Annotated in this window: 22 protein-coding genes; 7 read left to right on the top strand and 15 right to left on the bottom strand. The window is 62.9% G+C overall.

Going from position 1 to position 21,122, the window contains the following annotated elements:
• Positions 1-163 precede the first annotated feature (163 nt).
• The 3 genes from ACSKT0_RS11920 to ACSKT0_RS11910 all read right to left on the bottom strand — a co-directional run bounded on the left by ACSKT0_RS11920 (position 164) and on the right by ACSKT0_RS11910 (position 2,585).
• Complete coding sequence (locus tag ACSKT0_RS11920; protein ID WP_437770019.1) at positions 164-730, bottom strand: cysteine hydrolase family protein; 567 nt, start codon at positions 728-730, stop codon at positions 164-166.
• A gap of 88 nt (positions 731-818) precedes the next feature.
• Positions 819-1,304, bottom strand: a complete 486-nt coding sequence (locus ACSKT0_RS11915; protein WP_437770018.1) for a hypothetical protein — start codon at positions 1,302-1,304, stop codon at positions 819-821.
• 414 nt (positions 1,305-1,718) lie between these two features.
• Positions 1,719-2,585 (bottom strand): PhzF family phenazine biosynthesis protein, encoded by an 867-nt coding sequence (locus ACSKT0_RS11910; RefSeq protein WP_437770017.1) that lies wholly within the window; start codon positions 2,583-2,585, stop codon positions 1,719-1,721.
• Positions 2,586-2,750: 165 nt separating this feature from the next.
• Here ACSKT0_RS11910 and ACSKT0_RS11905 point away from each other — a divergent pair, with 165 nt between their 5' ends.
• Complete coding sequence (locus ACSKT0_RS11905; protein WP_437770016.1) at positions 2,751-3,383, top strand: dihydrofolate reductase family protein; 633 nt, start codon at positions 2,751-2,753, stop codon at positions 3,381-3,383.
• 152 nt (positions 3,384-3,535) lie between these two features.
• On the opposite strand, the gene ACSKT0_RS11900 is transcribed toward ACSKT0_RS11905, so the two are convergent.
• Complete coding sequence (locus ACSKT0_RS11900; RefSeq protein ID WP_437770015.1) at positions 3,536-3,907, bottom strand: META domain-containing protein; 372 nt, start codon at positions 3,905-3,907, stop codon at positions 3,536-3,538.
• A gap of 345 nt (positions 3,908-4,252) precedes the next feature.
• On the opposite strand from ACSKT0_RS11900, the gene ACSKT0_RS11895 reads away from it, so the two are divergent.
• The gene (locus ACSKT0_RS11895) at positions 4,253-4,774 is read left to right on the top strand and encodes a DUF4304 domain-containing protein (RefSeq protein WP_437770014.1); all 522 of its coding nucleotides are present in this window, start codon (positions 4,253-4,255) and stop codon (positions 4,772-4,774) included.
• 367 nt (positions 4,775-5,141) lie between these two features.
• On the opposite strand, the gene ACSKT0_RS11890 is transcribed toward ACSKT0_RS11895, so the two are convergent.
• Genes ACSKT0_RS11890 through ACSKT0_RS11880 form a run of 3 tightly spaced genes read right to left on the bottom strand, consistent with a single transcriptional unit; the run spans position 5,142 to position 8,081 of the window.
• On the bottom strand, positions 5,142-6,653 hold the full coding sequence (locus ACSKT0_RS11890) for a recombinase XerD (protein WP_437770013.1): 1,512 nt from the start codon (positions 6,651-6,653) through the stop codon (positions 5,142-5,144).
• Positions 6,643-6,981 carry a helix-turn-helix domain-containing protein gene (locus ACSKT0_RS11885; RefSeq protein WP_231497281.1) on the bottom strand — a complete coding sequence of 113 codons (339 nt, stop codon included), beginning with the start codon at positions 6,979-6,981 and terminating at the stop codon, positions 6,643-6,645. The genes ACSKT0_RS11890 and ACSKT0_RS11885 overlap by 11 nt, the downstream gene beginning before the upstream one ends.
• Positions 6,975-8,081, bottom strand: a complete 1,107-nt coding sequence (locus tag ACSKT0_RS11880; RefSeq protein WP_437770012.1) for a tyrosine-type recombinase/integrase — start codon at positions 8,079-8,081, stop codon at positions 6,975-6,977. The genes ACSKT0_RS11885 and ACSKT0_RS11880 overlap by 7 nt, the downstream gene beginning before the upstream one ends.
• A 754-nt stretch (positions 8,082-8,835) precedes the next feature.
• Between ACSKT0_RS11880 and ACSKT0_RS11875 the strand changes: the two genes are divergently transcribed.
• Both ACSKT0_RS11875 and ACSKT0_RS11870 read left to right on the top strand, forming a co-directional pair.
• Positions 8,836-9,420: a histidine phosphatase family protein gene (locus tag ACSKT0_RS11875; protein ID WP_437773936.1), complete on the top strand. Its 585-nt coding sequence runs from the start codon at positions 8,836-8,838 to the stop codon at positions 9,418-9,420.
• An 89-nt stretch (positions 9,421-9,509) separates the two neighbouring features.
• Complete coding sequence (locus tag ACSKT0_RS11870) at positions 9,510-10,823, top strand: alkaline phosphatase family protein (RefSeq protein ID WP_437773935.1); 1,314 nt, start codon at positions 9,510-9,512, stop codon at positions 10,821-10,823.
• A gap of 25 nt (positions 10,824-10,848) precedes the next feature.
• On the opposite strand, the gene ACSKT0_RS11865 is transcribed toward ACSKT0_RS11870, so the two are convergent.
• The 8 genes from ACSKT0_RS11865 to ACSKT0_RS11830 all read right to left on the bottom strand — a co-directional run bounded on the left by ACSKT0_RS11865 (position 10,849) and on the right by ACSKT0_RS11830 (position 17,097).
• Complete coding sequence (locus ACSKT0_RS11865; protein ID WP_437773934.1) at positions 10,849-11,964, bottom strand: AI-2E family transporter; 1,116 nt, start codon at positions 11,962-11,964, stop codon at positions 10,849-10,851.
• 63 nt (positions 11,965-12,027) lie between these two features.
• Entirely contained in the window at positions 12,028-12,480 is a 453-nt protein-coding gene (locus ACSKT0_RS11860; protein ID WP_437773933.1) for a DUF1003 domain-containing protein, read from the bottom strand.
• Positions 12,481-12,529: 49 nt separating this feature from the next.
• A complete protein-coding gene (locus tag ACSKT0_RS11855) occupies positions 12,530-13,699 on the bottom strand; it encodes a carboxylate-amine ligase (RefSeq protein WP_437773932.1) in 1,170 nt (389 codons plus the stop codon).
• 99 nt (positions 13,700-13,798) lie between these two features.
• Positions 13,799-14,002, bottom strand: coding sequence for a hypothetical protein (locus tag ACSKT0_RS11850; protein WP_059389943.1), 204 nt, complete (start codon positions 14,000-14,002; stop codon positions 13,799-13,801).
• 361 nt (positions 14,003-14,363) lie between these two features.
• Positions 14,364-14,969 (bottom strand): DUF1326 domain-containing protein, encoded by a 606-nt coding sequence (locus tag ACSKT0_RS11845; protein WP_437773931.1) that lies wholly within the window; start codon positions 14,967-14,969, stop codon positions 14,364-14,366.
• 78 nt (positions 14,970-15,047) lie between these two features.
• Positions 15,048-15,386: a YciI family protein gene (locus ACSKT0_RS11840; protein ID WP_437773930.1), complete on the bottom strand. Its 339-nt coding sequence runs from the start codon at positions 15,384-15,386 to the stop codon at positions 15,048-15,050.
• Entirely contained in the window at positions 15,383-16,726 is a 1,344-nt protein-coding gene (locus ACSKT0_RS11835) for an RNA polymerase sigma factor (RefSeq protein ID WP_437773929.1), read from the bottom strand. Before ACSKT0_RS11835 ends, ACSKT0_RS11840 begins: the two co-directional genes overlap by 4 nt.
• 44 nt (positions 16,727-16,770) lie before the next feature.
• On the bottom strand, positions 16,771-17,097 hold the full coding sequence (locus tag ACSKT0_RS11830; RefSeq protein ID WP_437774018.1) for a YciI family protein: 327 nt from the start codon (positions 17,095-17,097) through the stop codon (positions 16,771-16,773).
• A 213-nt stretch (positions 17,098-17,310) separates the two neighbouring features.
• On the opposite strand from ACSKT0_RS11830, the gene ACSKT0_RS11825 reads away from it, so the two are divergent.
• The 3 genes from ACSKT0_RS11825 to ACSKT0_RS11815 are packed head-to-tail and all read left to right on the top strand — an operon-like array spanning position 17,311 to position 21,121.
• The gene (locus ACSKT0_RS11825; RefSeq protein WP_437773928.1) at positions 17,311-18,189 is read left to right on the top strand and encodes an FAD binding domain-containing protein; all 879 of its coding nucleotides are present in this window, start codon (positions 17,311-17,313) and stop codon (positions 18,187-18,189) included.
• 5 nt (positions 18,190-18,194) lie between these two features.
• The gene (locus ACSKT0_RS11820; protein ID WP_437773927.1) at positions 18,195-18,731 is read left to right on the top strand and encodes a (2Fe-2S)-binding protein; all 537 of its coding nucleotides are present in this window, start codon (positions 18,195-18,197) and stop codon (positions 18,729-18,731) included.
• On the top strand, positions 18,728-21,121 hold the full coding sequence (locus tag ACSKT0_RS11815) for an aerobic carbon-monoxide dehydrogenase large subunit (protein ID WP_437773926.1): 2,394 nt from the start codon (positions 18,728-18,730) through the stop codon (positions 21,119-21,121). The genes ACSKT0_RS11820 and ACSKT0_RS11815 overlap by 4 nt, the downstream gene beginning before the upstream one ends.
• Position 21,122: the final 1 nt, after the last annotated feature.

Below are 21,122 nucleotides of genomic sequence, written 5' to 3'. Positions count from 1 at the left end.
TCAGGGTGGAGCCAAGCAGGAAGGGTGCCGTGAATCTCCAACCCAGCGGGTTCGAGGGCCGATCACCCTGACCTGAAGTCTCGGCCCGAGTCGCGGACCGTGGGGGAGTCAGCAGGCGCTTGCCCGTGTCAGCTGGGTTCGGCGCCGGCCGCGTCCGGCGCGGTCACGACCGGGTGGTTTCAAGCACGTTCAGGATTTCTTGAGTCGTTCCGGTTTCGCCTAGTCGGGGAAAAATCGTCGTGACGGAGTTTTCGTGGGCGTTCATCGTCAGATCGGTCATCGCGTCAAGGGCGAGAGTGACGTTAAGGCCGGCTTCGTGGGCGCTCCGCGCAGTGGATTCCACGCCAATGCTGGTGGCCACACCGGTGAGCACCACCTGGGTCACACCAAGGTCCTCCAGGAGTGCGCCCAGGCCGGTGTTGGTGAACGCGCCCCACGTCTTCTTCGTGACGAGGTGATCGCCTGGTTGCTGGTTGAGTTCGGGCAGGAGTTCGGCGAATTCGGCTGGGAAGTCCCTTCCCGCGGTACTGCCTTGATCTGTCCGGCCGGGCGCTCCGCCGCTGACGTTGACCAGCACCACGGGCAGGCCGTGGCTGCGGAAGGCATCCGCCAAGGCAGCGGAATTCCGCACGATTGGATCGATGGGATGCGCTTTCGGGGAGGCAACTATTCCCCGCTGAAGGTCAACAATGATGAGGGCGGTCTGTGGGTCCAACGTGGTGATGGGCATGTTTCTCACGGCTCCAAAGGCGTTTGAGTAAGGCAAACTGAAAAGGTTTCCTTACTATCTAAGCGGAGTCACGTCGCACTTGGCCTGCTTACGCATATCTGAGACTAAGCACGAGGGCCTTCAGTTGGCCATATTCTTCACTCGCCATCCACGCCCTTGCCGCGCCAGGCGTTGCAAAGACGGGCTGCTTCCCGGAGTCGAAGACAACAAAAGCCGACATGACCCCATTAGGCAGGCGAATCTGGTTGGATCCGGAACTGTTCTGCGCTGGCTGAAACTCACCAGCACGCCGGACATCCATGAAGTAGTACCTGAGGCTGCCATCTGCAGGCACGGTAGGCACCCCTGTGTAAGGAGAAGGAACGGACAAGCCTTGATCCATGGCGAAGCCGAACTCGACGGGCTCCCCGGCGGCGCTTGTAATCCCCTCAACGGGAACGTGGTCCAAGACAGTCCTCTGGACCCAACCGGCAGCACCGTCACCGTACATCCCGCTGAGGACGCGTGCTACCTCCGATCCGGACGCATCGGAGACGATGGCGGATACGGAACCTGCCTTGGTCTCCGGGCTCAAATACCGTCCCTGTTCGGTGCGAACAGCCCAACCTGCCGGGTATGCAAAGGAGATGTGGCCGTCTGGAAAAGTGAAGCGCTGGAATGAGGCGGCCGGGGTAGGAACGGCGATAGAAGTCACCGGTGCGGGTACGGAAGTTGGCGTCGGCGTCGAAGAGTCGACGTGTGCAGTAACAGCAGGGGGAGGACTCGCCACCGGATCTGCGCAGGCTGAGCCCACCAGAACTAGCCCAGCCAGTAGCGATCCTATGACGAGTGAACGATTTACCATGTGCGACTTCAAGATTTCCCCCAAAATGAAATTGTGCGGGCGTTCACGCCCATCGATGGAGAATACTTCCTGCTGCCCGTTAAGTCGTGAGACACGGGTAGGTGCGTCTGGCGCGCTCGCCGGCCCGCATGAAGCGGCCGGGTTCTACAAGAGTTCGGCGATCTCCACGGCTTCACCACTTACGACAATTCCGCCTTCCGGGGGAATGTCGACAGTGAGCACACTCGGGCGGTGGACATGGCTTCCTTGGTGCACAATCACCCGGATTGGCGTCTCCACGAGCGAAAGCAACCGGAGGTATGCGCCGAAAGCCGCGGCGGCTGAACCTGTCGCCGGATCTTCAGTGATGGTTCCCACGGGGAAAAGGTTGCGCGAGTCGAACTCGCCGCCAGCAATCTCGCAGAGCGTCGTGACGGTGCCTGCCCAGCCCTGGGCATCCATCAGCGTGCGCATGGCATCCGGGTCGAAAACGAAGGAGTCGAAGGTGCTCCGTTCCTTGAAGACAAGAATAGGGTGCCAGTTTCCAGCAAAGGCGACCATCGGAGGGTAGCCCGGGTGCAGTTCGCCTTGGCCCACGCCGAGCAATCCGAGCAGGGAGTCCAGAACACCGGCGGGGAAGCCGGCTACCCGGGGCTCCACGCTCGTGAAGCTTGCCGTGATCGTGTCGCCGCCTCCCGTCGTCTCAATCACCACGGGCCCTACCTCCGTCTCGAACACAAAGGTTCCCGCACCGTCGCGCCCTGACAGGGCGACAGCCAAAGCGATTGTGGCATGGCCGCAAAACGGTACCTCGGCGATGGGGGAGAAGTACCGCACACGGTTTCGGCGGGCGTCCCCGTCAATAGTCTTCCCGGTGACAAAGACCGTTTCCGCATAACCGATCTCGGCCGCAATGGCCTGCATCCGGGCGTCGTCAAGCCCGGTTGCGTCCAGGACTACTCCGGCCGGATTTCCTCCTTCGGGAGTGGCGGTAAAGGCGGCATAGCGGAGTACGTCCGGAGTCTGTTCCATCCGGATATCGTCACACGGAAGGCGCGGTCATGATCGAACCGCTCTTGCCACGAATTAGCGTTCGACGGCGGTACCGGGCCAAGGGCGTAAAGGCTTGCGACAATGAGGGCACGTAGCGTGGATCCAGAAGGGCTCCGCGGCCGTTGTTCGACGGGGTAAAACGACATGAGGTTGACGACCACGACCAACGTCTCAGTGGACGGCGTGATGCAGGGGTTGGGCGGAGCGGACGAAGATCGCAGAGGTGGCTTCGAGCGCGGGGGATGGGCGATCCCACTTCTGGACGCCGAAACCGGGGAGTATCTCACCGAGGTCTACGGCGGTGCGTCCGCGTTCCTCTTCGGGCGGCGGACCTACGAGATCTTCGCGCCCTATTGGGGAGCGATGATCGACCCGAGCACCAACCCGATCGCGGCCGCATTGAACAACCGGCCCAAGTATGTAGCATCAACGAGCCTCACCGACCCGCAATGGGCGAGCACGACCGTCCTGGCCGGTGACCTCGCCTCAGCAATCGGCGAGCTGAAGGCACATCACGACGGCGACTTGGTTGTCCCGGGCAGCGGTGTCCTCGTCCGATGGCTGCTCGCCAACAATCTGGTCGACCGGCTCGACCTGCTCACCTATCCCGTGGTCGTCGGCCAGGGCACTCGGTTGTTCCCCGAATCCGGTCCGGACCTCGCGCTTGAACTCGTCAACTCACGGACGACGTCCCGCGGCATCACCATCCAGACTTATCGACCGGCTGGGCGTCCGGAGTACGCAACGTCGACGGTGGATCCCGAGGATGTTTTCTAGGGCGGCTGGTGTGTGGCAAGCGTTGCGACGTGAGTATGGACTCGAGACGATCGCGGTTTGGATCCTGGTAGGGGAGGAGCCCGTGATGGACGAGCGGCGCCCCCGCGGTCAGTTCCGCCTGGCGGCCAGGGCAAGGACACAACGAGCGACTGCTATTTGCCTTTAAAGCTGAGCGTGTCCGCGCCGGTCGTCCAGGTCAGGGTGTCATGGACGAACGACATTTCGATCGGGCGACCTAGGAATTGCGTGACCCATTGCTCCTGAGCAGAAGAATCGCCGACGCAGCCCATCGCCCCGACTGCGAGCTTGCCAAGTGTGAGCGTGTTCCCGGCGATCGCCGCCGGTCCGCTGATCGGATTGCACGGCGTTTTCGCTGCGAACTGAAGCCCGCCGTTGACGGAATACAGTTCTACTCTTAGCCCGCCTGCCGCCACCCACGGCAGGGCAGCGCCGTTGGACGTCCCTGAGATGCTGACGTATTGCGAACATGGGGCAGACGGCAGGAAGGACGTGCAGGTCACCACGGGAGGCATGGAAACGGTCGGGGAAAGCGTTGTAACGTCTGGCCGTGTTTTGCCTACTGGACCTGATGCACAAGAAGTCATTAGCAGGCCGAGAAATAGCAGGCAAAAAGTGTTTTGCCACAATCGTGAATGCTTCATCGAATCCCCTGAAAATGGAAGCTGATCGCAGCGTATACGTGGGCGCGGGCTTTGTCACCGGGCTTCGTTCGCAGCTTGGTTGCGACAGCGTATCACCGGGTCCTAATCTGCAAGTTCTGCGATCGGAGCACTTCTACTGGCATCCCTGCGGATCGAATGTGGGCGTATTCATCGGCCGCAGACGGATCATGCTGGAGAATTGCCCGTGTGGAAAGAACGAAACTAGTCGAGTCAGCATTCGCCGGCGTTCTCAAGTCCCGCGGGTTCCGTAAGCGGGGTCGTAACTGGTTCCGCACGACATTGGCCGGTGAATATCAGGTGGTGAACCTTCAGAAGTCCCCATGGGGAAGCGGAGACTACTACCTCAACCTGGCGTGGGACCCGTCGGTCCCTAGGGGGGAGTTTCGGTCAGAAAACCTCTGCCTTCTGAGTCTTCGAGCCGAACAAACGGATGTGATCCCGTCGATTGACTTTGTGCGACACGACGGCTTGGTAGCTCGCGACCTTCCGGGAACCATCCTGCTCGACGCCGAAATGAGCGGCCGGTTCCCGGAAGATGCCTTCGTCGAGCAACTCACTGAAGTTGTTATTATCCCGGTCGCGAACTTTATGGATAGCACGCCCTCTTTTGTCGACCTGGTTCCTTTGCTTTCTGCTAAGCCGCAGTACGCTTTCGTCCGGGTGCGGGAGGAACTCAGCCGTCGCGGTCACGACTTGCCTGCACGGTAACTAATGGACGTCTTCGGGTTCACCGAGGCAGGTAGCCAGTCGGAATTGTCAGACTGTCATGGCTGAATTGGAGCATGAGTAATCTCTATACCAAGAACGGCCGTCCTCTCCGATTGCAGGGAGATCGGCTCTACTCCCGCTCCGGCATCTACGTTGGCAAGGTGTATGACGATCGCGTCTACGACCCGAGCGGCCGCTATGCGGGGACAATAGTCGGCGACAGGGTTGTGTATCGAAGCACACACAGTGCGAGGATCAAGGGGCCATCGACCAGCGCCAATCGAGTTGGTTTGGCCGCCGCGAACCGCGTTCAGAGCGCAATTTGGGGAGAAGAACCCCGATTCCCGGACTGAGCCCGCAGCAGCGGTTATGTTCGTCGGTCTACGTAGCGTGACCAGGAGTCCCCGGCATTGTCGGCGTGGAGGAACGCAACCTGGTGGCTGTAGCCGAGTGCGTCCGCGACCAGTGGTGGCGGGGAAAGGGTCAGGTGTTCGTCGAGGGCGGTGTTTCGTGCGCCGCGCAGGTCGATGCCGAGGCTGCGGAGCCTGTCCATGATGGTGTTTGGGTGAAGTGGCTGTCCGGCTCGGGTTCCGGGGAAGAGCCAGGGGCTTTGTGTGTCTGATCCGGTTCTGAGGTTCGGCCGGTTTCGCAGGTGTTCTTGAAGTAGTTCCGCGACGGGCTGGGGCACGGGGACCGGATGCGTACCGAAGGCGATCTTCATGTTCGCGCTGCCTTCGTTGGGCTCGACGGCCTCGACGCGGAGTTTGGCTACCCGCACGAGCGGTTGGGCGTAGAGAAGCAGCAGGATCCCGGCGACTCTGTAGGGCAGGGATTCGCTGGTGCCGGTGAGCAGTTCGCGCAGCCAGGCCAGGCGTTGGTCCTGGGTGATTGCCGGGCGTTTTTTGGCGGTGTAATGGCCCATTTCCACGCGGGTGTTTGTTCCGGTGTTGTTGATGAAGACGATGAAGGTGCGGATGGCTTTTCTGGTCGTGGGTCCGGTGGCGAGCCAGGTTTCGATGTCTTGCTGGGTGCAGGTGGCTGCGGTTCTTTGGTGGGTCTGCCAGAGCCAGTCCAGGAATTTGATGGTTTCGGTGATCTCTTGTTTGGCCGAGTGCACCGGGCCGCGGGCGCTTGTTTCCGGTGTTGTCGTGGACCGGATGCGCCGTAGGTGGTGCCATGTGGCAAAGTGCTCGACAGGTCTTGCGACCTGTTCGGGCAAGGGGCGGAGCTTGTCTTCGATCCAGGACTCGAACCGGGCCAGGTGCGGGTCTTGGTAGGGGAGGAGTCCGTGGTGGACGAACAGTGCCCGCAGGTGGTTGGTTTCTCGTTCCGCTGACTTGGCCTGGGCGTTGAGTCCTTCGTGGGTCAAAGGTGTTGTCCCGTTTGAGAGTGAGGACAGGAGGGCTTGGACTTTGGGGGAGCGCTTCCAGGTGATGATGCTCTCGGGCCGGTCTGCCTTGCAGAGGACCTCGACGATTCTGACGGCTATTCCTGAATCGGCAGGGTCTGTGAGCAGTAGATCGTTGAGGTCGTCCCGGAGGGCGCAGCGGGCGCAGATACCCAGCCGGTAGAACTCGCCCTCAACACCGCAGCGGCCGCAGTGGAAGTCGTGGGGGATGCCTGCGCAGGGTGCGCATCGCGGCCCGCCGATGGTCTCGGGCGGGCCGGGGAGCAGCCGGTGCTGGCCACAGTCAGGGCAGGTCCCGTGGGTGCGGGTGGCGGTGGTGAAGCAGGGTCCGCAGATTTTGCCTTCGGGCCAGGTGGCGCGTGTTCGGCCGGCGTTTCGGCCGCATCGGACGCAAGTGGCGGTCCCGGTGGTGCGCGGCCGGCCGCGGCTGGTGTTGCGGGGAGTCAGCCCCTCTGGAGCCTCAGTGTCCATCGTCGATGATGCGGGCCCGCCGCGGGCGGACGGTTCGGTTCAGGTCTACGACATTGGGAGCGCTGGTGCCGGTCTTGCGGGTGCGGGCGTCGGCGGCTGTCACCGTGATGAGGTCTTCGGGGCCGCAGGAGAAGATGTCACAGATCGCGGCGATGAGTTGGAGCGCGACGCGTTCGGGCTTCTGGTTGACGAGCCGGTAGACCTGTGGCCGGGACAAGGAGATGCCGCGCTCGGCCAGCAGGGGGATGAGGTCGGTGGTGTTGTGTAGTCCCCGTGCTGCCATAAGCTCGGAAAGCCGCCATTTGTATTCGACTTCGCGTCTCACCATTGGCCCCGTATCTGCACGCCCAGAACTTCGTCCATGGTGCGGTCCAGGGCCGCACGGAGGGTGGAGTTGCGGAAGTCATCGCTGACGAATTGATAGATCCCGGTGGTGGAGGCGTGTTCGTGGCCCATTTGATATTGCACGAATCTAGGATCCCACCCGTCCTCCAGGAGGTGTGTTGCGTAGGAGCGTCGCAGTGAGTGCAGATCCAGGCCATCCAGCGGCAGTCCCAGCTCGTCCAGGTAACGCCGGAGCCGGCGCAGCAGGGTGGATTCGCAGATCAGCCCACCGCGTTCGCTGGGGAACAGGTCCAGTGTTTCAAGCGTTCCCCGCCCGTTGGCGAGCCAGTCCTCGATGACCCCGGCGGTCCAGTCGAAGACCGTCAGGACGCTGCGGGGTTTGTGCGGGGAGCCCTTGCGTGACTTGCCGAAGCGGACCTTGCAGACGCCTGTTTTTCCGAACCTTCGCGCCTGCGGATTGGTCGCGAAATCGATGGTCTGCAGGTGCCGGAGTTCGTTGAACCTGAGCCCGTACGAGTAGGTGACTTTCAGCATGACCGCGTCGCGGTAGGCTGCTTTCCAGCCTTTCTTGCCAGAGGCCGCGATGAGTTCGACCTGGTCATCCGCATGGTCGAACAGCATCTGCAGTTCAGCCTTGGTGAATGGCCGCTTCGAAGGACGCCCTTCGTACTCTTGCGTGTGCGCAGCGGTGTTCCAGTCAAAGAAGACCTGGGACGGGTGCGTGCCAAAGCGCTGCTCACAGACCTGGTCCCAGCCATAGTCGGGATTGGATACGTAGGACGTGAACCGGCGGAGGGCGGACTGGTAACCGCGGATCGTGGAGTGCTTCAGTTGATGGATCGAGCGCAGGTCACCGAAATACTCCTCGACATGGGCCGGTGACCAGTTCCAGGGGAACTCGTTCACATGGTTCACGAACCTTCGGACACATCCGATGCCCTTATCAATCGTGTCGAATTGAAGGTTCCTGGAGAGCTGCTGGTTGCGCCAGCCCGTAAGCATGTCCTCGAGCGTCTGTTCCTCGGGATGCAGCAGCCGAACAGCACTCAGTTGCAGCACGCGCCCGGACCCATCGACCGCCATTTTCGCCTCCAAATCACGCCTGAATCATGTTCATAATTTGAATCAATGATTCATCAAACGCATCATCACGACAAAACCGCAGGTCAGAGGCGCGTCTCACGCCGTCACAGAAAACCACACGCAGCCGTCTGGATCGTCCGGGAAGCTGCCCGCCAGGGTTGCAGAGGTGCAAAAATCCGCGCAATCCCGGGGCGAGTGAGCCCGCCCCGACGGATCCGGAGGATTAGGGCGAATTGATTCATCTGATGAGATACGCAGAGTATTACTTTACATAATGTAGATTATCGGCGTTAAAAGAGCGGGAGTGGAAGGGGCTGCGAGAACTTCCGTTCAATGACAATGGCTTAACATACGACGGCGACGAAATCCGTATTGGATCGGAGTTATCGATCCGCGGTCCGGCCTGAGATATTTGTGCCGTGGATCTTGTACATCCCAGCACGCGGCATCGGCAAGACAGTCATGATCGGCGGCCCATGATCCGGCCCGCGGACAGGGCTGGGCAGTTATTTCCGAGACAGCGACCGAAGGTTTTATGGGACGCCTCGGGGAATCCATGCGGCAACTTACTGGGAGCCTGGCACAGGTCCTGAGGATTCCTTCGCCGCGACCTTCGCCAGGGCCGGGGCCGGCCTGTCCCCCGGCCTGTCCCCCGGCTTGGTCCACCGGGCGGCCGAGGCCACTGGAGGCTACCCCTTCCTAATCCAACTCTTGGATTGATCGAAGCCGCATTGGTCAAGGCAGAATGGAGGGCATGCCCCTTACTACGTTCGCCCTCGTCCGCCACGGCCAGACAGACTGGAATGCCCAGCGCCGGCTGCAGGGATCGACCGATATTCCGCTGAACGACGTCGGCCGTGGCCAAGCGCGCGACGCCGTAGCCGTGCTGTCCGGTTACGAGTGGGACGTCGTTGTTTCGTCACCGCTGAGCCGGGCCGCGGAGACCGCAGAGCTGATCGCCGCTGGGCTGGGGCTCAGCGTGGACCGGCACATGCCGGAGCTCACCGAGCGCCGCTTTGGACCTGCCGAGGGCCTGCAGGCAGGACCTGAACTGGACGCACTTCGCATTCCCGGTGGCTTCCATGGGGCGGAAACCGCGGAGGAGGCAGCCTCCCGCGGTCTTGCCGCGCTGGAGGCGCTGGCCGAGGAGTTCCGCGGCCGCCGGGTCCTCGTTGTCGCCCACGGAACGCTCCTCCGAGTGAGCCTCGGCCGCGCCATCGGCCGCACACTGGAGAGCATCGACAACGCCGTCCTCAACCTCGCCCACCACCATGCCATTGACGGCTGGCAACTCGAATACTTCAATGGTGAACCCGTCCTGGCTACCATTCCCGGCTGACCACGACCGGGCCCGAGGCATATCCACCAAGACAGCGGCGTGGGAGACTGTTCAGCACCGACAGGAACTCTTCGAAGGGGATGGTCATCGTGGCGGTAACAGGTCTCAACACCGTCCAGCACATCGTCGTCTTGATGCTTGAAAACCGATCGTTCGATCACATGCTTGGATACCTCTATGCAGATTCGGGCAATGTTTCCTCTGCAGGGCACCCGTTCGAGGGCTTGACCGGCACGGAGTCCTGTCCCGGTTCCGATGGCAGGCCGGTGGGCGCCTACCAGTTGACTCCTTCGACCCCCGACCTCTACTTCATGCCGGGCGCCGACCCCGGAGAGGGGTACCAGGCCACGAACTACCAGCTCTATGGCAGCGCCAGTGCGCCGAAAGCCGGGGCTATTCCTTCCATGACCGGTTTTGTGACCAACTATGCCGGCGCCATCAAGGACAACCTAGCCAAGGGCTGGCATGTGGTGCCGGGAACAACCGCGCACATGATCATGGGCTGCTTCACCCCTCAGACACTGCCGGTGTTGTCGGCGATGGCGAAGGGATTCGCCGTGTGCGACGCCTGGTTCGCGTCAGCTCCCACCATGACGATGCCCAATCGGGCCTTCGCCTGCGCCGGCACCAGCCAGGGCAACTTGGATGACAAGGCCAAGCGGTTTACCGTGCCGAGCATTTTCGGGCACCTGGGCAACCATGGCATCCCCTGGAAGATCTACGGCGAAACCAAGCAGCCCCTGACGAAACTCGACTTCGACGACACCCGGCACGCTCCGGCGTCGAACATTGGCCTGTTCACGGACTTCCAAGCCGACGCGGCATCCGGGAAGCTCCCCGCATACTCTTTCCTTGAGCCGTCCTGGTCCTCGACCGGCAACAGCGAACACCCCAACTACAACGTCGCTCTCGGTGAGCAGTTCCTGCTCGACGTCTATCGCGCCGTCCGCGCGGGGCCGGCCTGGGACTCAACCCTGCTCATCATCACGTATGACGAACACGGTGGCTGCTATGACCACGTCGCCCCGCCATGGGGCGCGACGCCCCCGGACGGCGCCCCGGGGGAATTCGGTTTCGATTTCACCCGTTTCGGGCTACGGGTACCGACGGTACTGATCAGTCCGCTCATCCCTGCCGGCACCGTGTTTCGAGCCCCCGGTTCTGTCCCGCTCGATCACACCAGCATCCTTGCGACGATCGAACATCGTTGGAATCTGCCGGCCCTCACCCGCCGCGATGCGGCGGCGCCCGACGTCGGCGGGGCGTTGAGCCTCACCGTCCCCCGGACCGACGACCCCCTCGCGGGGGTTCAGGCACCTACTCCCCCGCCGACCGCACGGGCGTTGGCGGAACAGCCGTCGCACCTGGAGCAATTGCGCGACGAGCTCCTAGCGCAAGCGTAGGGTCGAGGTTTGCTTGCGAGACCGTTCAGGCCGCGGTTTCGTCGGCTGGGCCGATGCCACCGGGCGCCGTGTCTCCGCGCCCGGTCCACGTCTTGATTGCAGTCCACGCGACGGCGGCGGTCGGTACGGCTAACAAGGCCCCGACAATGCCTGCGAGCATCGTCCCGATGGCCAAGGCGAGCAAAATGGCCAGTCCATGGATACTCAGGACCTTGCCCATCAAAACCGGTTGGAGGAAATGGTGCTCAAGCTGGTTGGCCGCGATGAGGACGGCGAGGACGATGAGGGACGTCACCGGACCGTTCGAAATCAAGGCGACACCCACAGCGAGGGTACCCGCCGCGGTGGAACCAACGATGGGAATGAACCCGCCGATAAACACAAAAACGCCGAGGGGCAGGGCAAGCGGGACACCGAGGATGGCCAGCATTGTCCCTATGATCACGCCGTTTACTGCAGCGATCAGGGCCGTTCCGCGGACGTAGCCTCCCAGAACGATGGCGCTTCGTTCCGCGGCCAGATGGGCCTTTCCGCGATGAGCCGCCGGAAGAAATCCGAAGATGAAGTTCCTGATCTTCTCGCCGTCCTTGAGGAAGAAGAACAAGATCACCACCATGAGAACCAAGCCGGCCAGGATTTCAGCGACCGTCCGCGCGCCGGTCAGCGCCTCGGCACCAAAGCTACTGCTCGTGAAGAAGCGCTGGATGGAATCGGCCACGGATCGGAGCTGCTCGTCGCTGACTTTGAAAGGGCCGTTGTTCAGGAATTGGTGCAATTGCTCGATGCCGGCAGTGAATTTCACGGCAAGCTCCTTGGATTGCGCCCTGATAAGAAAGACGATTCCGGTGATGACTCCGCCGAAGACTGCAAGGATGCCCACGAACGACGCCGCGACGGCGACGGCCCGGGGCCACCGGTGTGCAGTCAGCCAACGCACAAGGGGCGAAATTGCCGAGGCGAGAATGAGCGCGATTGTGACCGGGATCATGACGAGCGGCACGCTGGTCATCGCCCACAGAATCACCGACACCAGGGTGATGACCAGGAGCATCTGCCCTGAACGGATCCCTGCCCGGCCAAGGCCGTCGGACCACATCGCTGACATCGTGGGTTTGGTCGGCGAATTGTTGCTCTCAGTCATTGGATTCCTTCCTGGTGGTTCCGGCAGTGAACGCCACGCCGTCGTGCCTTCCGACGTGAAGCGCTAATAACGGTCCGAGCTCTTGCCCGCAGCTGCATCGATCCTGATGTTCCCCGCGGCTGCGAGTACCTGCAATTCACGGAGGATCTCCAGTTGCTGGCTGTTGATGGCCATGAGCAGGTCGATCTCCTCTTTGGATTTCACGTTCGTGTCATGATCGTGCCGGGACATCACCGCCGCAATCGCATCCTGACGCTTTGCGGCGATGAGAAGGATGGCTCCTTGCAGGCCAGCCAGCATCGAGAGGAAGAGATTCAACAAGATGTACGGATACGGATCCCAGGCGTTGTTCGCCAACGCCCAGCTGTTGATGGCTGCCCAAAGGATCATGAACCCGACAAAGCCGCCGACGAACGGCCAACTGCCCATCCCGTTCCGCATGACATCCGCGGCGCGTTGACCCTTCGTCAATGATTCCTTGTGGTTTTCGTGCCAGGTCTTTCCCTTATCGCTCATGCCTCACCCTAACGGCGCACTCCGATGGAGCCGCAATTTCGCCCGACCGCTAGCTCGCCACGAGCACGGCAGTCCCTGCATCCGTCGAAAAGGATGGTTCGCCGGTGTGTTGGTGCTCCACGGGTTCGAGGTGGGTGACGCGCGTTGCATATGCGACGACGCCGGCGAGACTGCCGGTGCGTTGGTGGGCTTGCCGTTGCCGCGCGGCTCCCGTGCCTTGGCTGAGGATCCTTTGCAATCCCTCCTTGGCGTACAGTGCGTCCCCGGTCTCTTCGAGGGCATCACGGACGTGGGAGTGGAGTGCAGCGAGGACATGCTTTGCGGTGTCGGGCTTGTGCGTTTTCGAGTCGAGCAGCTCCCCGTGCAGGCCGAACCGGCTGGCCCGCCACGTGGCTTGGCGCAGGACGGCGGCAGAAACCATGTCCGGACGCTGTCCGGATTTCCATTCCCTGGCGGCCGTATCCACCAAGGCGCGCACCAAGGCCGCGATCAGCACGGTATCCCGGGCATCAAGGCAAACATCCGAGACGCGGATCTCGACCGTAGGGTGCCGGGCGGACAGGCGAGCGTCGAAATCCGGGCTCATGATCACACCGGTTCCCGACAGGTCCGCCACCAAAGAGTGATAGGCCTCGGCAGATCCGAAGACATCGGTGGGACCGGCGCTGGACCATCGGTTCCAAGCTTGGGTCCGGAAACTGGCGTAACCGCTGTCGGCCCCGTTCCAGAACGGTGAATTCGAGCTCAGTGCAGTCAGCACCGGAAGCCAGGACCTGATCCGGTCCAGCACTGCGACGCCTTCCTCATCCGAGTCAACGGAAACATGGACGTGATATCCGCAGGTCAGCTGCTCTCTGGCAGTCATAGCGAACTTTTCCAGGAGGGCGTCGTAGCGATCGGTGTTTGTTGCATGCGGAGTAACCGCCAGGGGCGACGTCGCGAGCGCAGCAATTCTTGCGCCCGCCTTCCGGGCGAGCGAATCGGCGTAGGAGCGTCCGGCACGTATTTCAGCGCCGAGTGCACTCAGGCTGCTGTGCGGGGAGGTGATGACTTCGATTTGCTCCTGCTGAAGCTCGATCGCTAACGTCGGGCCGAAAGGAGGAGCCACCCCCTGGGGACCGGCGCTATGAAGGCGCAAGATATCGCCGGCGAGGGGCACGGGACTGCCGTTGTCAGGATCTACGATCAGGAATTCTTCTTCAACACCAAAAGTACGCACTTGCCAAGTGTGGGCCACAAAAGCTACCCCCAACGACCACAAGTCGCAGGAGCTCTGAAAACAAACGTCTCTGGTCAGTTCCGAGAGGCGCAACTGCTGCTAGCTGGCCGGCGTCACGACGTCTTCCAGGACTGACCTGTCGAAGAATCGGATCTCGCCGGTCGCCTGGAAAAACACGGGAACTACCGATGTGTTCGCGTCCTTCGAGGTTTCGTAGATCTCCGGTGCGCTGCCGTGTTTTCGGGCGATGGTTCCTACCAACTCGGTGCCACGAACCCTGACGGTTCGATACTTATAGCTCATGTGGACCCCTATCCTCAGCCAAGGCAAACGCTACTCCTGTGGCGCGCGGTCGGCAGCAGGGCCGGGACCAGCTGCGTGACATGCCTTAGAGAACGGCGCGTTCTGGAATTTTGCCATGTATATGAGCGCGCATCCGGGTTGACGTACCGCGACAGGTCCGTCAGTGCCCGACGGCGGCAGTCCCCTCCCGCTGTCGTCCCGCCGTGCGCCGTTCCCTACCCAGACGCTCGCTCACCTTTAGGGCGTTTTCGGCGGACGCTCGCTCACATGACGTGAGCGAGCGTCCTTGCTTTTGCCCATATATCTGAGCGAGCGTCCCGGTTGACGCAGTCCGCCGTCTCTGAAGGCCAAGAAGCGGTACTTAGGCCGACCAGGCAAAGGGAGCCGAGAAGGAGTTCTTTCCGGCGTTATCCCACGTCATCCCGAACACGTCCACGCGGGCCGTGCTGGACGTGCCGGCCGCCAAGGTGTCCGCCGGGAATCCTATCCCGCTGATTTTCACTCCGAGTCCCGTGGCATCCAGCGGCGACACGAAGTCCTCCACAGCCATGTCGACAGCGCTGCCAACGCGGACCTGGTGCATGCGCCCGTCGTCGGTGTAAGCGATTTCCAGCGACTCCATTCCCGCCATTTCACCGATCAACGGTGTCAGGCCCTCCATCGGTCCGCCGAGCTGGCCACCGAAGACACCACCGAGCGCTTCCGCCTGCTCCGGGGAGGCTGCGGCGTCCATCACGACACCGACCTTCCAACCACCGTCACTCATGAGGGCAGGCGTATCGACGACGAGGCAGACCGTCAGGCCTCCGACGTCGACACCGTTCACCTCACCGGTGTCCACATGGAAGGCAAAGGCCACGTTGCAGCGGTCGTTATCAGCCGGTGCGGTCAGCCCGGAAGTGGAACACGGGCAAACCATGTCGCAATTGCAATTCTCAAAATACGTACCCTCGACGTGCCATGACATCTGGGGCTCCTTTCGGCGAGGCATCCCCAGAAAAAGTCTCCTCGCGGCCCAGAACAGTGTCAACGCTCTCAGCATCGCTCACGGGTCCATGGGTCGCACCTCGATCGGCCACAGCCTGGCCTCTCCGAATTTGCCGGCGATTTCCACAGCGCGGTCCATGTCCTTGCAGTCGACGACGTAGTAGCCGGCCACAATTTCCTTCGTCTCGATGAACGGACCGTCCGTCACCGTAGGCCCGTCGCCGTTGCATCTTACGAACTTCGCTTCCGCACCCAGCTCATGTGCCTCCACGAACTCTCCGGAGGCCCTGAGTTCCTGCTGCACCGAGGCATGGGCTTGCATGATCGCCTCGATCTGGTCCGCAGGCAGGGCGTTCCAGGTGTCGAAGTTGTTTTGAATCAGCAAGAGGTGTTTCATTTTTGCTCCTTGACGGCGGGGGTCGTGTGGCTGTTCCGCTTGGCTCCAGATAAGGACGAGGACGCAGAACCAGTCTCCGCAAGGCGTTTGCCAAGGTAACGGCGCTCGGCCTCGGATGGTGCGAGCTCCCGGGCCCTCTGGTATTCATCCCGGGCCTCCGAGCTTCTGCCCAGGCGGCGCAGGAGGTCCGCTTTCGCGGCAGGCAGGAGGTAGTACCCCTCCAACGAGCGGGTTCGGTCAAGTTGCTCGATGAGGGCAAGACCGGCCTCCGGCCCCTGGGACATTGCGACGGCGACAGCCCGGTTGAGCTCGACGACCGGAGACGGAGCGATCCGCGCAAGGGAGTCATACAGCAAGGCCACCCTGGCGAAGTCTGTGTTGCCTGAGTTGCTGGCGGTCATATGGCACGCCGCGATGGCGGCCTGGACCCGGTAGCTCCCCGGCCGGGAAGGGCGTGAAATGCCGAGCCGTTCGGCAAGGGCAAGGAGCGCGACGGCCTCGGCGATTTCAGCGGGATCCCACGATTTACGGTCCTGCTCCTCCAACGTCACCAAGTCCCCCGCCGCGTCTGTTCGCGAGCTTCGCCGTGCATGGTGGAACAGCATGAGCGCCAGGAGGCCCAGGGCCTCCGGCTCTTGCGGGGAACCGGCGAGCAGCGAAACGAGCAAGCGGTTGAGGCGTATCGCTTCCCGGGCAAGGGGTTCGCGGATCAATGATTCGCCGCCGGTGGCCGAATAGCCTTCGTTGAACATGAGGTAGAGGACGGCAAGGACCCCGGACGTGCGTTCAGCCCTCAGCTCCGGCGGCGGCACCCGATACGGGATTCCTGCGTCCCGTATCTTGGCCCGCGCGCGGACGAGCCTCTTTGACATGGTTGCTTCCGAGACGAGGAACGCACGCGCAATCTCGCCGGTGGTCAGCCCCGCGACGGTGCGCAAGGTCAAGGCAACCCTCGCGTCGAGCGGGAGAGCCGGGTGGCAACAAGTGAAGATCAGCCGCAAGCGGTCGTCTTCCGCGCCGGGATCGCTGGTGATCGCTTCGTCCAGGCCTTCGAGTTGGGCGATGATCGCGAGTTCACGGACCGCCTTCTTTTCACTGGCCGCACTGCGCATGCGGTCGATCGCGCGGTTCCTGGCCACGGTGGTCAGCCACGCCCCGGGATTCCTCGGAATGCCGTGCTCCGGCCAGTCGACCAACGCCTTTGCGAACGCGTCCTGGACGCAATCCTCCGCCAGGCTCCAGTCGCCCGTCACACGGATGAGGGTTGCGGTGATGCGGGCGGTCTCTTCGGCGGAGGCGGCCTCGACGGCGGTCCGGGCGTCCGTCAGTCCCGGTGTCACGTCGTCCCTCCCACCATCATCGACGCCGGTCACGCGGCGAACCGCTACAGCCCGAGCGGCCACACAGGCCTGATCTCGATCTTGCCGAATCTCGCCATGGGATGCTTGGACGCCACCTCGATGGCCTCATCGAGATCGGCACAGGCGATGATGTCATAGCCCGCGATCCACTCCTTTGTCTCCGCAAACGGTCCGTCCGAGACAACTACCTCGCCCGCCCGCACCGTGACGGTGGTCGCGTCCTCGACGGGACGCAACCGGTCACCGTGACGGCGCACTCCCCGGGCTTCCATCTCGGCCACCCATTCCACGATGTTGTCCTCGGCGGGGACATATTCCGGCGCTGCCGGGTCGTTGCAAATGAAAAGCATGTACTCCACGATGACTCCTTCTTATCGGTTGATACACCATGACGACGGGCGGGACGTCGCGAAAAGGACACTGTTTGGGAAATTCTTTTGCGAGCCGAAATGGCCGCGATCTTGGCCCCCTTGACCATGTTGACACTCAGAATGACGCGGACAAGACTGATCATAGGTCCGCGTCCTACGAGGTGCAGGACGTCTGGCCCTAAGGGGTGGACAATGCAGATTCCGGCTCCATTTGAGTATGAGCGCGCGAGCGACGTCGCAAACGCGCTGGCCCTCCTCGAACGCCACGGTCCCGAGTCGCGCATCATTGCAGGCGGGCACAGTTTGCTGCCGATGATGAAGCTTCGCCTGGCGCGGCCCGAATGGCTGATCGACATCAACGACCTGACGGAACTGGAATTTATCCGCCGGGAAGGTGAGCAGTTGCGTGTGGGCGCATTAACCCGCCACACAGCGCTCCTTGAGTCCAGCGACGTCGCCAGGCTCTTTCCGATAATCCACGACGCCGAGCAGGTGATCGCGGACCCTGTAGTCCGCAACCGCGGCACGATCGGAGGCTCGCTCTGCCAGGCGGATCCGGCCGAAGACCTGTCTACTGTTTGCGACGTCCTGCGAGCCCAGGCCGTGATCCGCGGGCCCGACGGCGAACGGATCGTCGCAATGTCGGACTTCCACCGCGGTCCCTACGAAACGGCCGTGGCGCAGAACGAGCTATTGTACGAAGTCCGCTTCACGATCCGCCCGCGCTCCGGCAGCGCCTATGAAAAGGTGGAACGCCGGGTGGGTGACTGGGCAATCGTCGCGGCCGGGGCCGCCGTCGGGCTCTCCGCAGACGGCACCGTGGAAGAGGCCGCAATCGGGCTGACGGCAGTGGGGCTGGACGGCACCGTCTCCGAAGCCGAGGCCGTGCTTCGCGGACGGCAGCCGCATGAAGACCTGTTCGTCGAGGCCGCCCGCATCGCGGCCGCCGCCTGCCACCCAGTGGACGACCAGCGTGGACCGGTCGACTACAAACGGCACCTGGCCGACGAACTCACCCGCAGGGTCCTGCGCCGCGCTTGTGCGCGCGCCGCAGGTGCACAGGAAGGCTGAAAGCAATGCAGATCAGCATGACGGTCAACGGGGACAAGGTCACCCGGGAGATCGAACCCCGCGTGTTGCTGGTCCACTTCATCCGCGAAAACCTTGGATTGACCGGCACGCACTGGGGATGCGACACGAGCAATTGCGGAACCTGCGTGGTCCTGATGGACGGCCAGCCGGTGAAATCGTGCACCGTGCTGGCAGCCATGGCCGATGGACACGACATCCGGACTGTCGAGGGGCTGGCCGTCGGCGGCACGCTCGATCCCGTACAGCAGGGGTTCATGGAGGAACACGGCCTGCAATGCGGATTCTGCACTCCGGGCATGATGCTCACCGCCAGGGCACTGCTGGACCGCAACCCGCATCCCGACGACGGCGAGATCCGCCAGGCCATTTCGGGCCAGATTTGCCGGTGCACCGGTTACGCGACGATCGTCCGCTCGGTGCAATGGGCCGCCGCCCACCCGCCCGGTTGGGATTCTGAGACGGACGCCGGGACGGAAGACGGCGGTGCCGGAGGGACCGTCGCGGAAGAGGTGACGGCATGACCACCATCCAGGAGCATGCACCCAACCCGGCGGCCGGAGACCCGGGCCGCCCGATCGGGTTCGGCCGCCTCCAGCGCAAAGAGGACCCGCGGTTCGTCCGCGGAAAGGGCAATTACCTCGACGACATCGTGCTCCCCGGCATGCTGCATGGAGCAATCCTGCGCGCACCCGTTGCGCATGCCCGGCTCGTTTCAATAGACACAACCGAAGCGCTGGCGCATCCCGGGGTCCTCGCCGTCATCACCGGCAAGGACCTGCAGGCCCTCAACCTCGCGTGGGCGCCTACCCTGTCGGCGGACGTCCAGGCAGTCCTCGTCACCGACAAGGTCCGCTTCCAGGGCCAGGAGGTCGCTTTCGTCGTCGCCGAGCACCGTTACGCCGCCAGGGACGCTTTGGAGCTCATCGACGTCGAATACGACATGTTGCCGCCAGTGATTGATGCCCGGCACGCCCTCGACCCCGGCGCGCCGGTCATCCGGGACGATATCGAGGGCAGGACGGACAACCGGATCTTCGATTGGGAGATCGGCGATGCGGCTGAAACCGAGGCGGTGTTCGCCGCGGCCGACGTCGTCGTCGCCCAGGAAGTCGTGTACCCGCGCGTGCACCCGGCACCCATGGAAACCTGCGGCGCCGTCGCGGATTTCGATCCGATCGACGGCAGGCTGACCCTCTACGAAACAACCCAGGCCCCGCATGCCCACCGGACCCTGTACGCAATAGTCGCCGGCATTCCAGAGCACAAGATCCGGATCGTCTCCCCCGATATCGGCGGAGGCTTTGGCAACAAGGTGGGCATCTATCCCGGCTACGTCCTGGCCGTCGTCGGCTCGATTGTCACCGGCAAGCCGGTGAAGTGGGTGGAGGACCGCTCGGAGAACCTGATGTCGACGTCGTTCGCCCGCGACTACATCATGCAGGGCGAGATCGCGGCCACCAAGGAAGGCAAGATCCTGGCAGTCCGGACCAGCGTGCTGGCAGACCACGGTGCGTTCAATGCCACCGCGCAGCCCACCAAGACCCCGGCCGGTTTCTTCTCCATCTTCACCGGGAGCTATGACCTGCAGGCGGCCTACTGCAAGGTCACGGGTGTCTACACCAACAAGGCGCCCGGGGGCGTGGCCTATGCCTGCTCCTTCCGCGTGACTGAAGCGGTCTACCTCGTGGAGCGCATGGTGGACATCCTGGCCAGGAAACTGGAGATGGATCCGGCAGAGCTTCGGCTGAAGAATTTCATCAGGCCGGAACAGTTCCCCTATGCCAACAAGACCGGCTGGGTTTACGATTCGGGCAACTACGAGCCTGCCATGCGCTTGTCCATGCAGATGGCCGGGTACGAGGATCTCCGGCGCGAGCAACTCGAAAAGCGGGAACGCGGCGAGCTGATGGGCATCGGCGTCTCCTTCTTCACCGAGACCGTCGGGGCCGGACCGCGCAAGCACTTCGACATCGTCGGACTCGGCATGGCCGACGGCGCCGAACTCCGCGTCCATCCCACCGGCAAGGCCGTCGTCAGGATCTCGGTGCAGAGCCAGGGCCAGGGCCACGAAACCACTTTCGCCCAGATCGTGGCCGAGGAGCTCGGCATCCCGCCGGAAAACATCGACGTCGTACACGGCGACACGGACCAGACGCCCTTCGGCCTGGGCACATACGGCAGCCGCTCGACGCCGGTCAGCGGCGGCGCAGTGGCGCTGGTGGCGCGCAAGGTCCGGGAAAAGGCGAAGTTCATTGCCGCCGCGATGCTTGAGACCCGGCCCGAGGACCTCGAATGGGAAAAGGGCCGCTGGTTCGTCAAGGGCGATCCGAGCGCCGGCAAGACAATCGCCGAGATCGCCTTCGGCGCGCACGGCACCGTGGCCCTGCCGGAAGGCATTGACGGCAACCTCGACGCGGAGGTGACCTATGACCCTCCCAACCTGACGTTCCCATTCGGCGCCTATATCTGCGTCGTGGACGTCGACGCCGGGACCGGCCACGTCAAGGTCCGGCGCTTCATCGCGGTGGACGACTGCGGGACCCGGATCAACCCGATGATCATCGAGGGCCAGGTCCACGGCGGGCTGACCGACGGCGTCGGGATGGCGCTCATGGAAATCATCGCGTTCGACGAGGAAGGCAACTGCCTCAGCGGCTCGTTCATGGACTACCTCATCCCCACGGCAATGGAAGTCCCGGATTGGGAGACCGGATTTACCGTCACGCCGTCGCCACACCACCCCATCGGCGCCAAAGGCATCGGCGAATCCGCAACGGTCGGATCGCCGCCGGCCATCGTCAACGCCATCGTGGATGCCTTGACACCGTATGGAGTGACCCACATGGATATGCCGTGCACGCCGGCCCGGGTGTGGGAGGCCATGCAGGGCCGGGCCAGGCCACCGGTGTGAC

It is taken from the genome of Arthrobacter sp. KNU40, from assembly GCF_051515115.1.
GTDB lineage: Bacteria > Actinomycetota > Actinomycetes > Actinomycetales > Micrococcaceae > Arthrobacter.
Note: the sequence above shows the minus strand (reverse complement) of the source record. Positions and strands in the feature narration are given on the sequence as shown.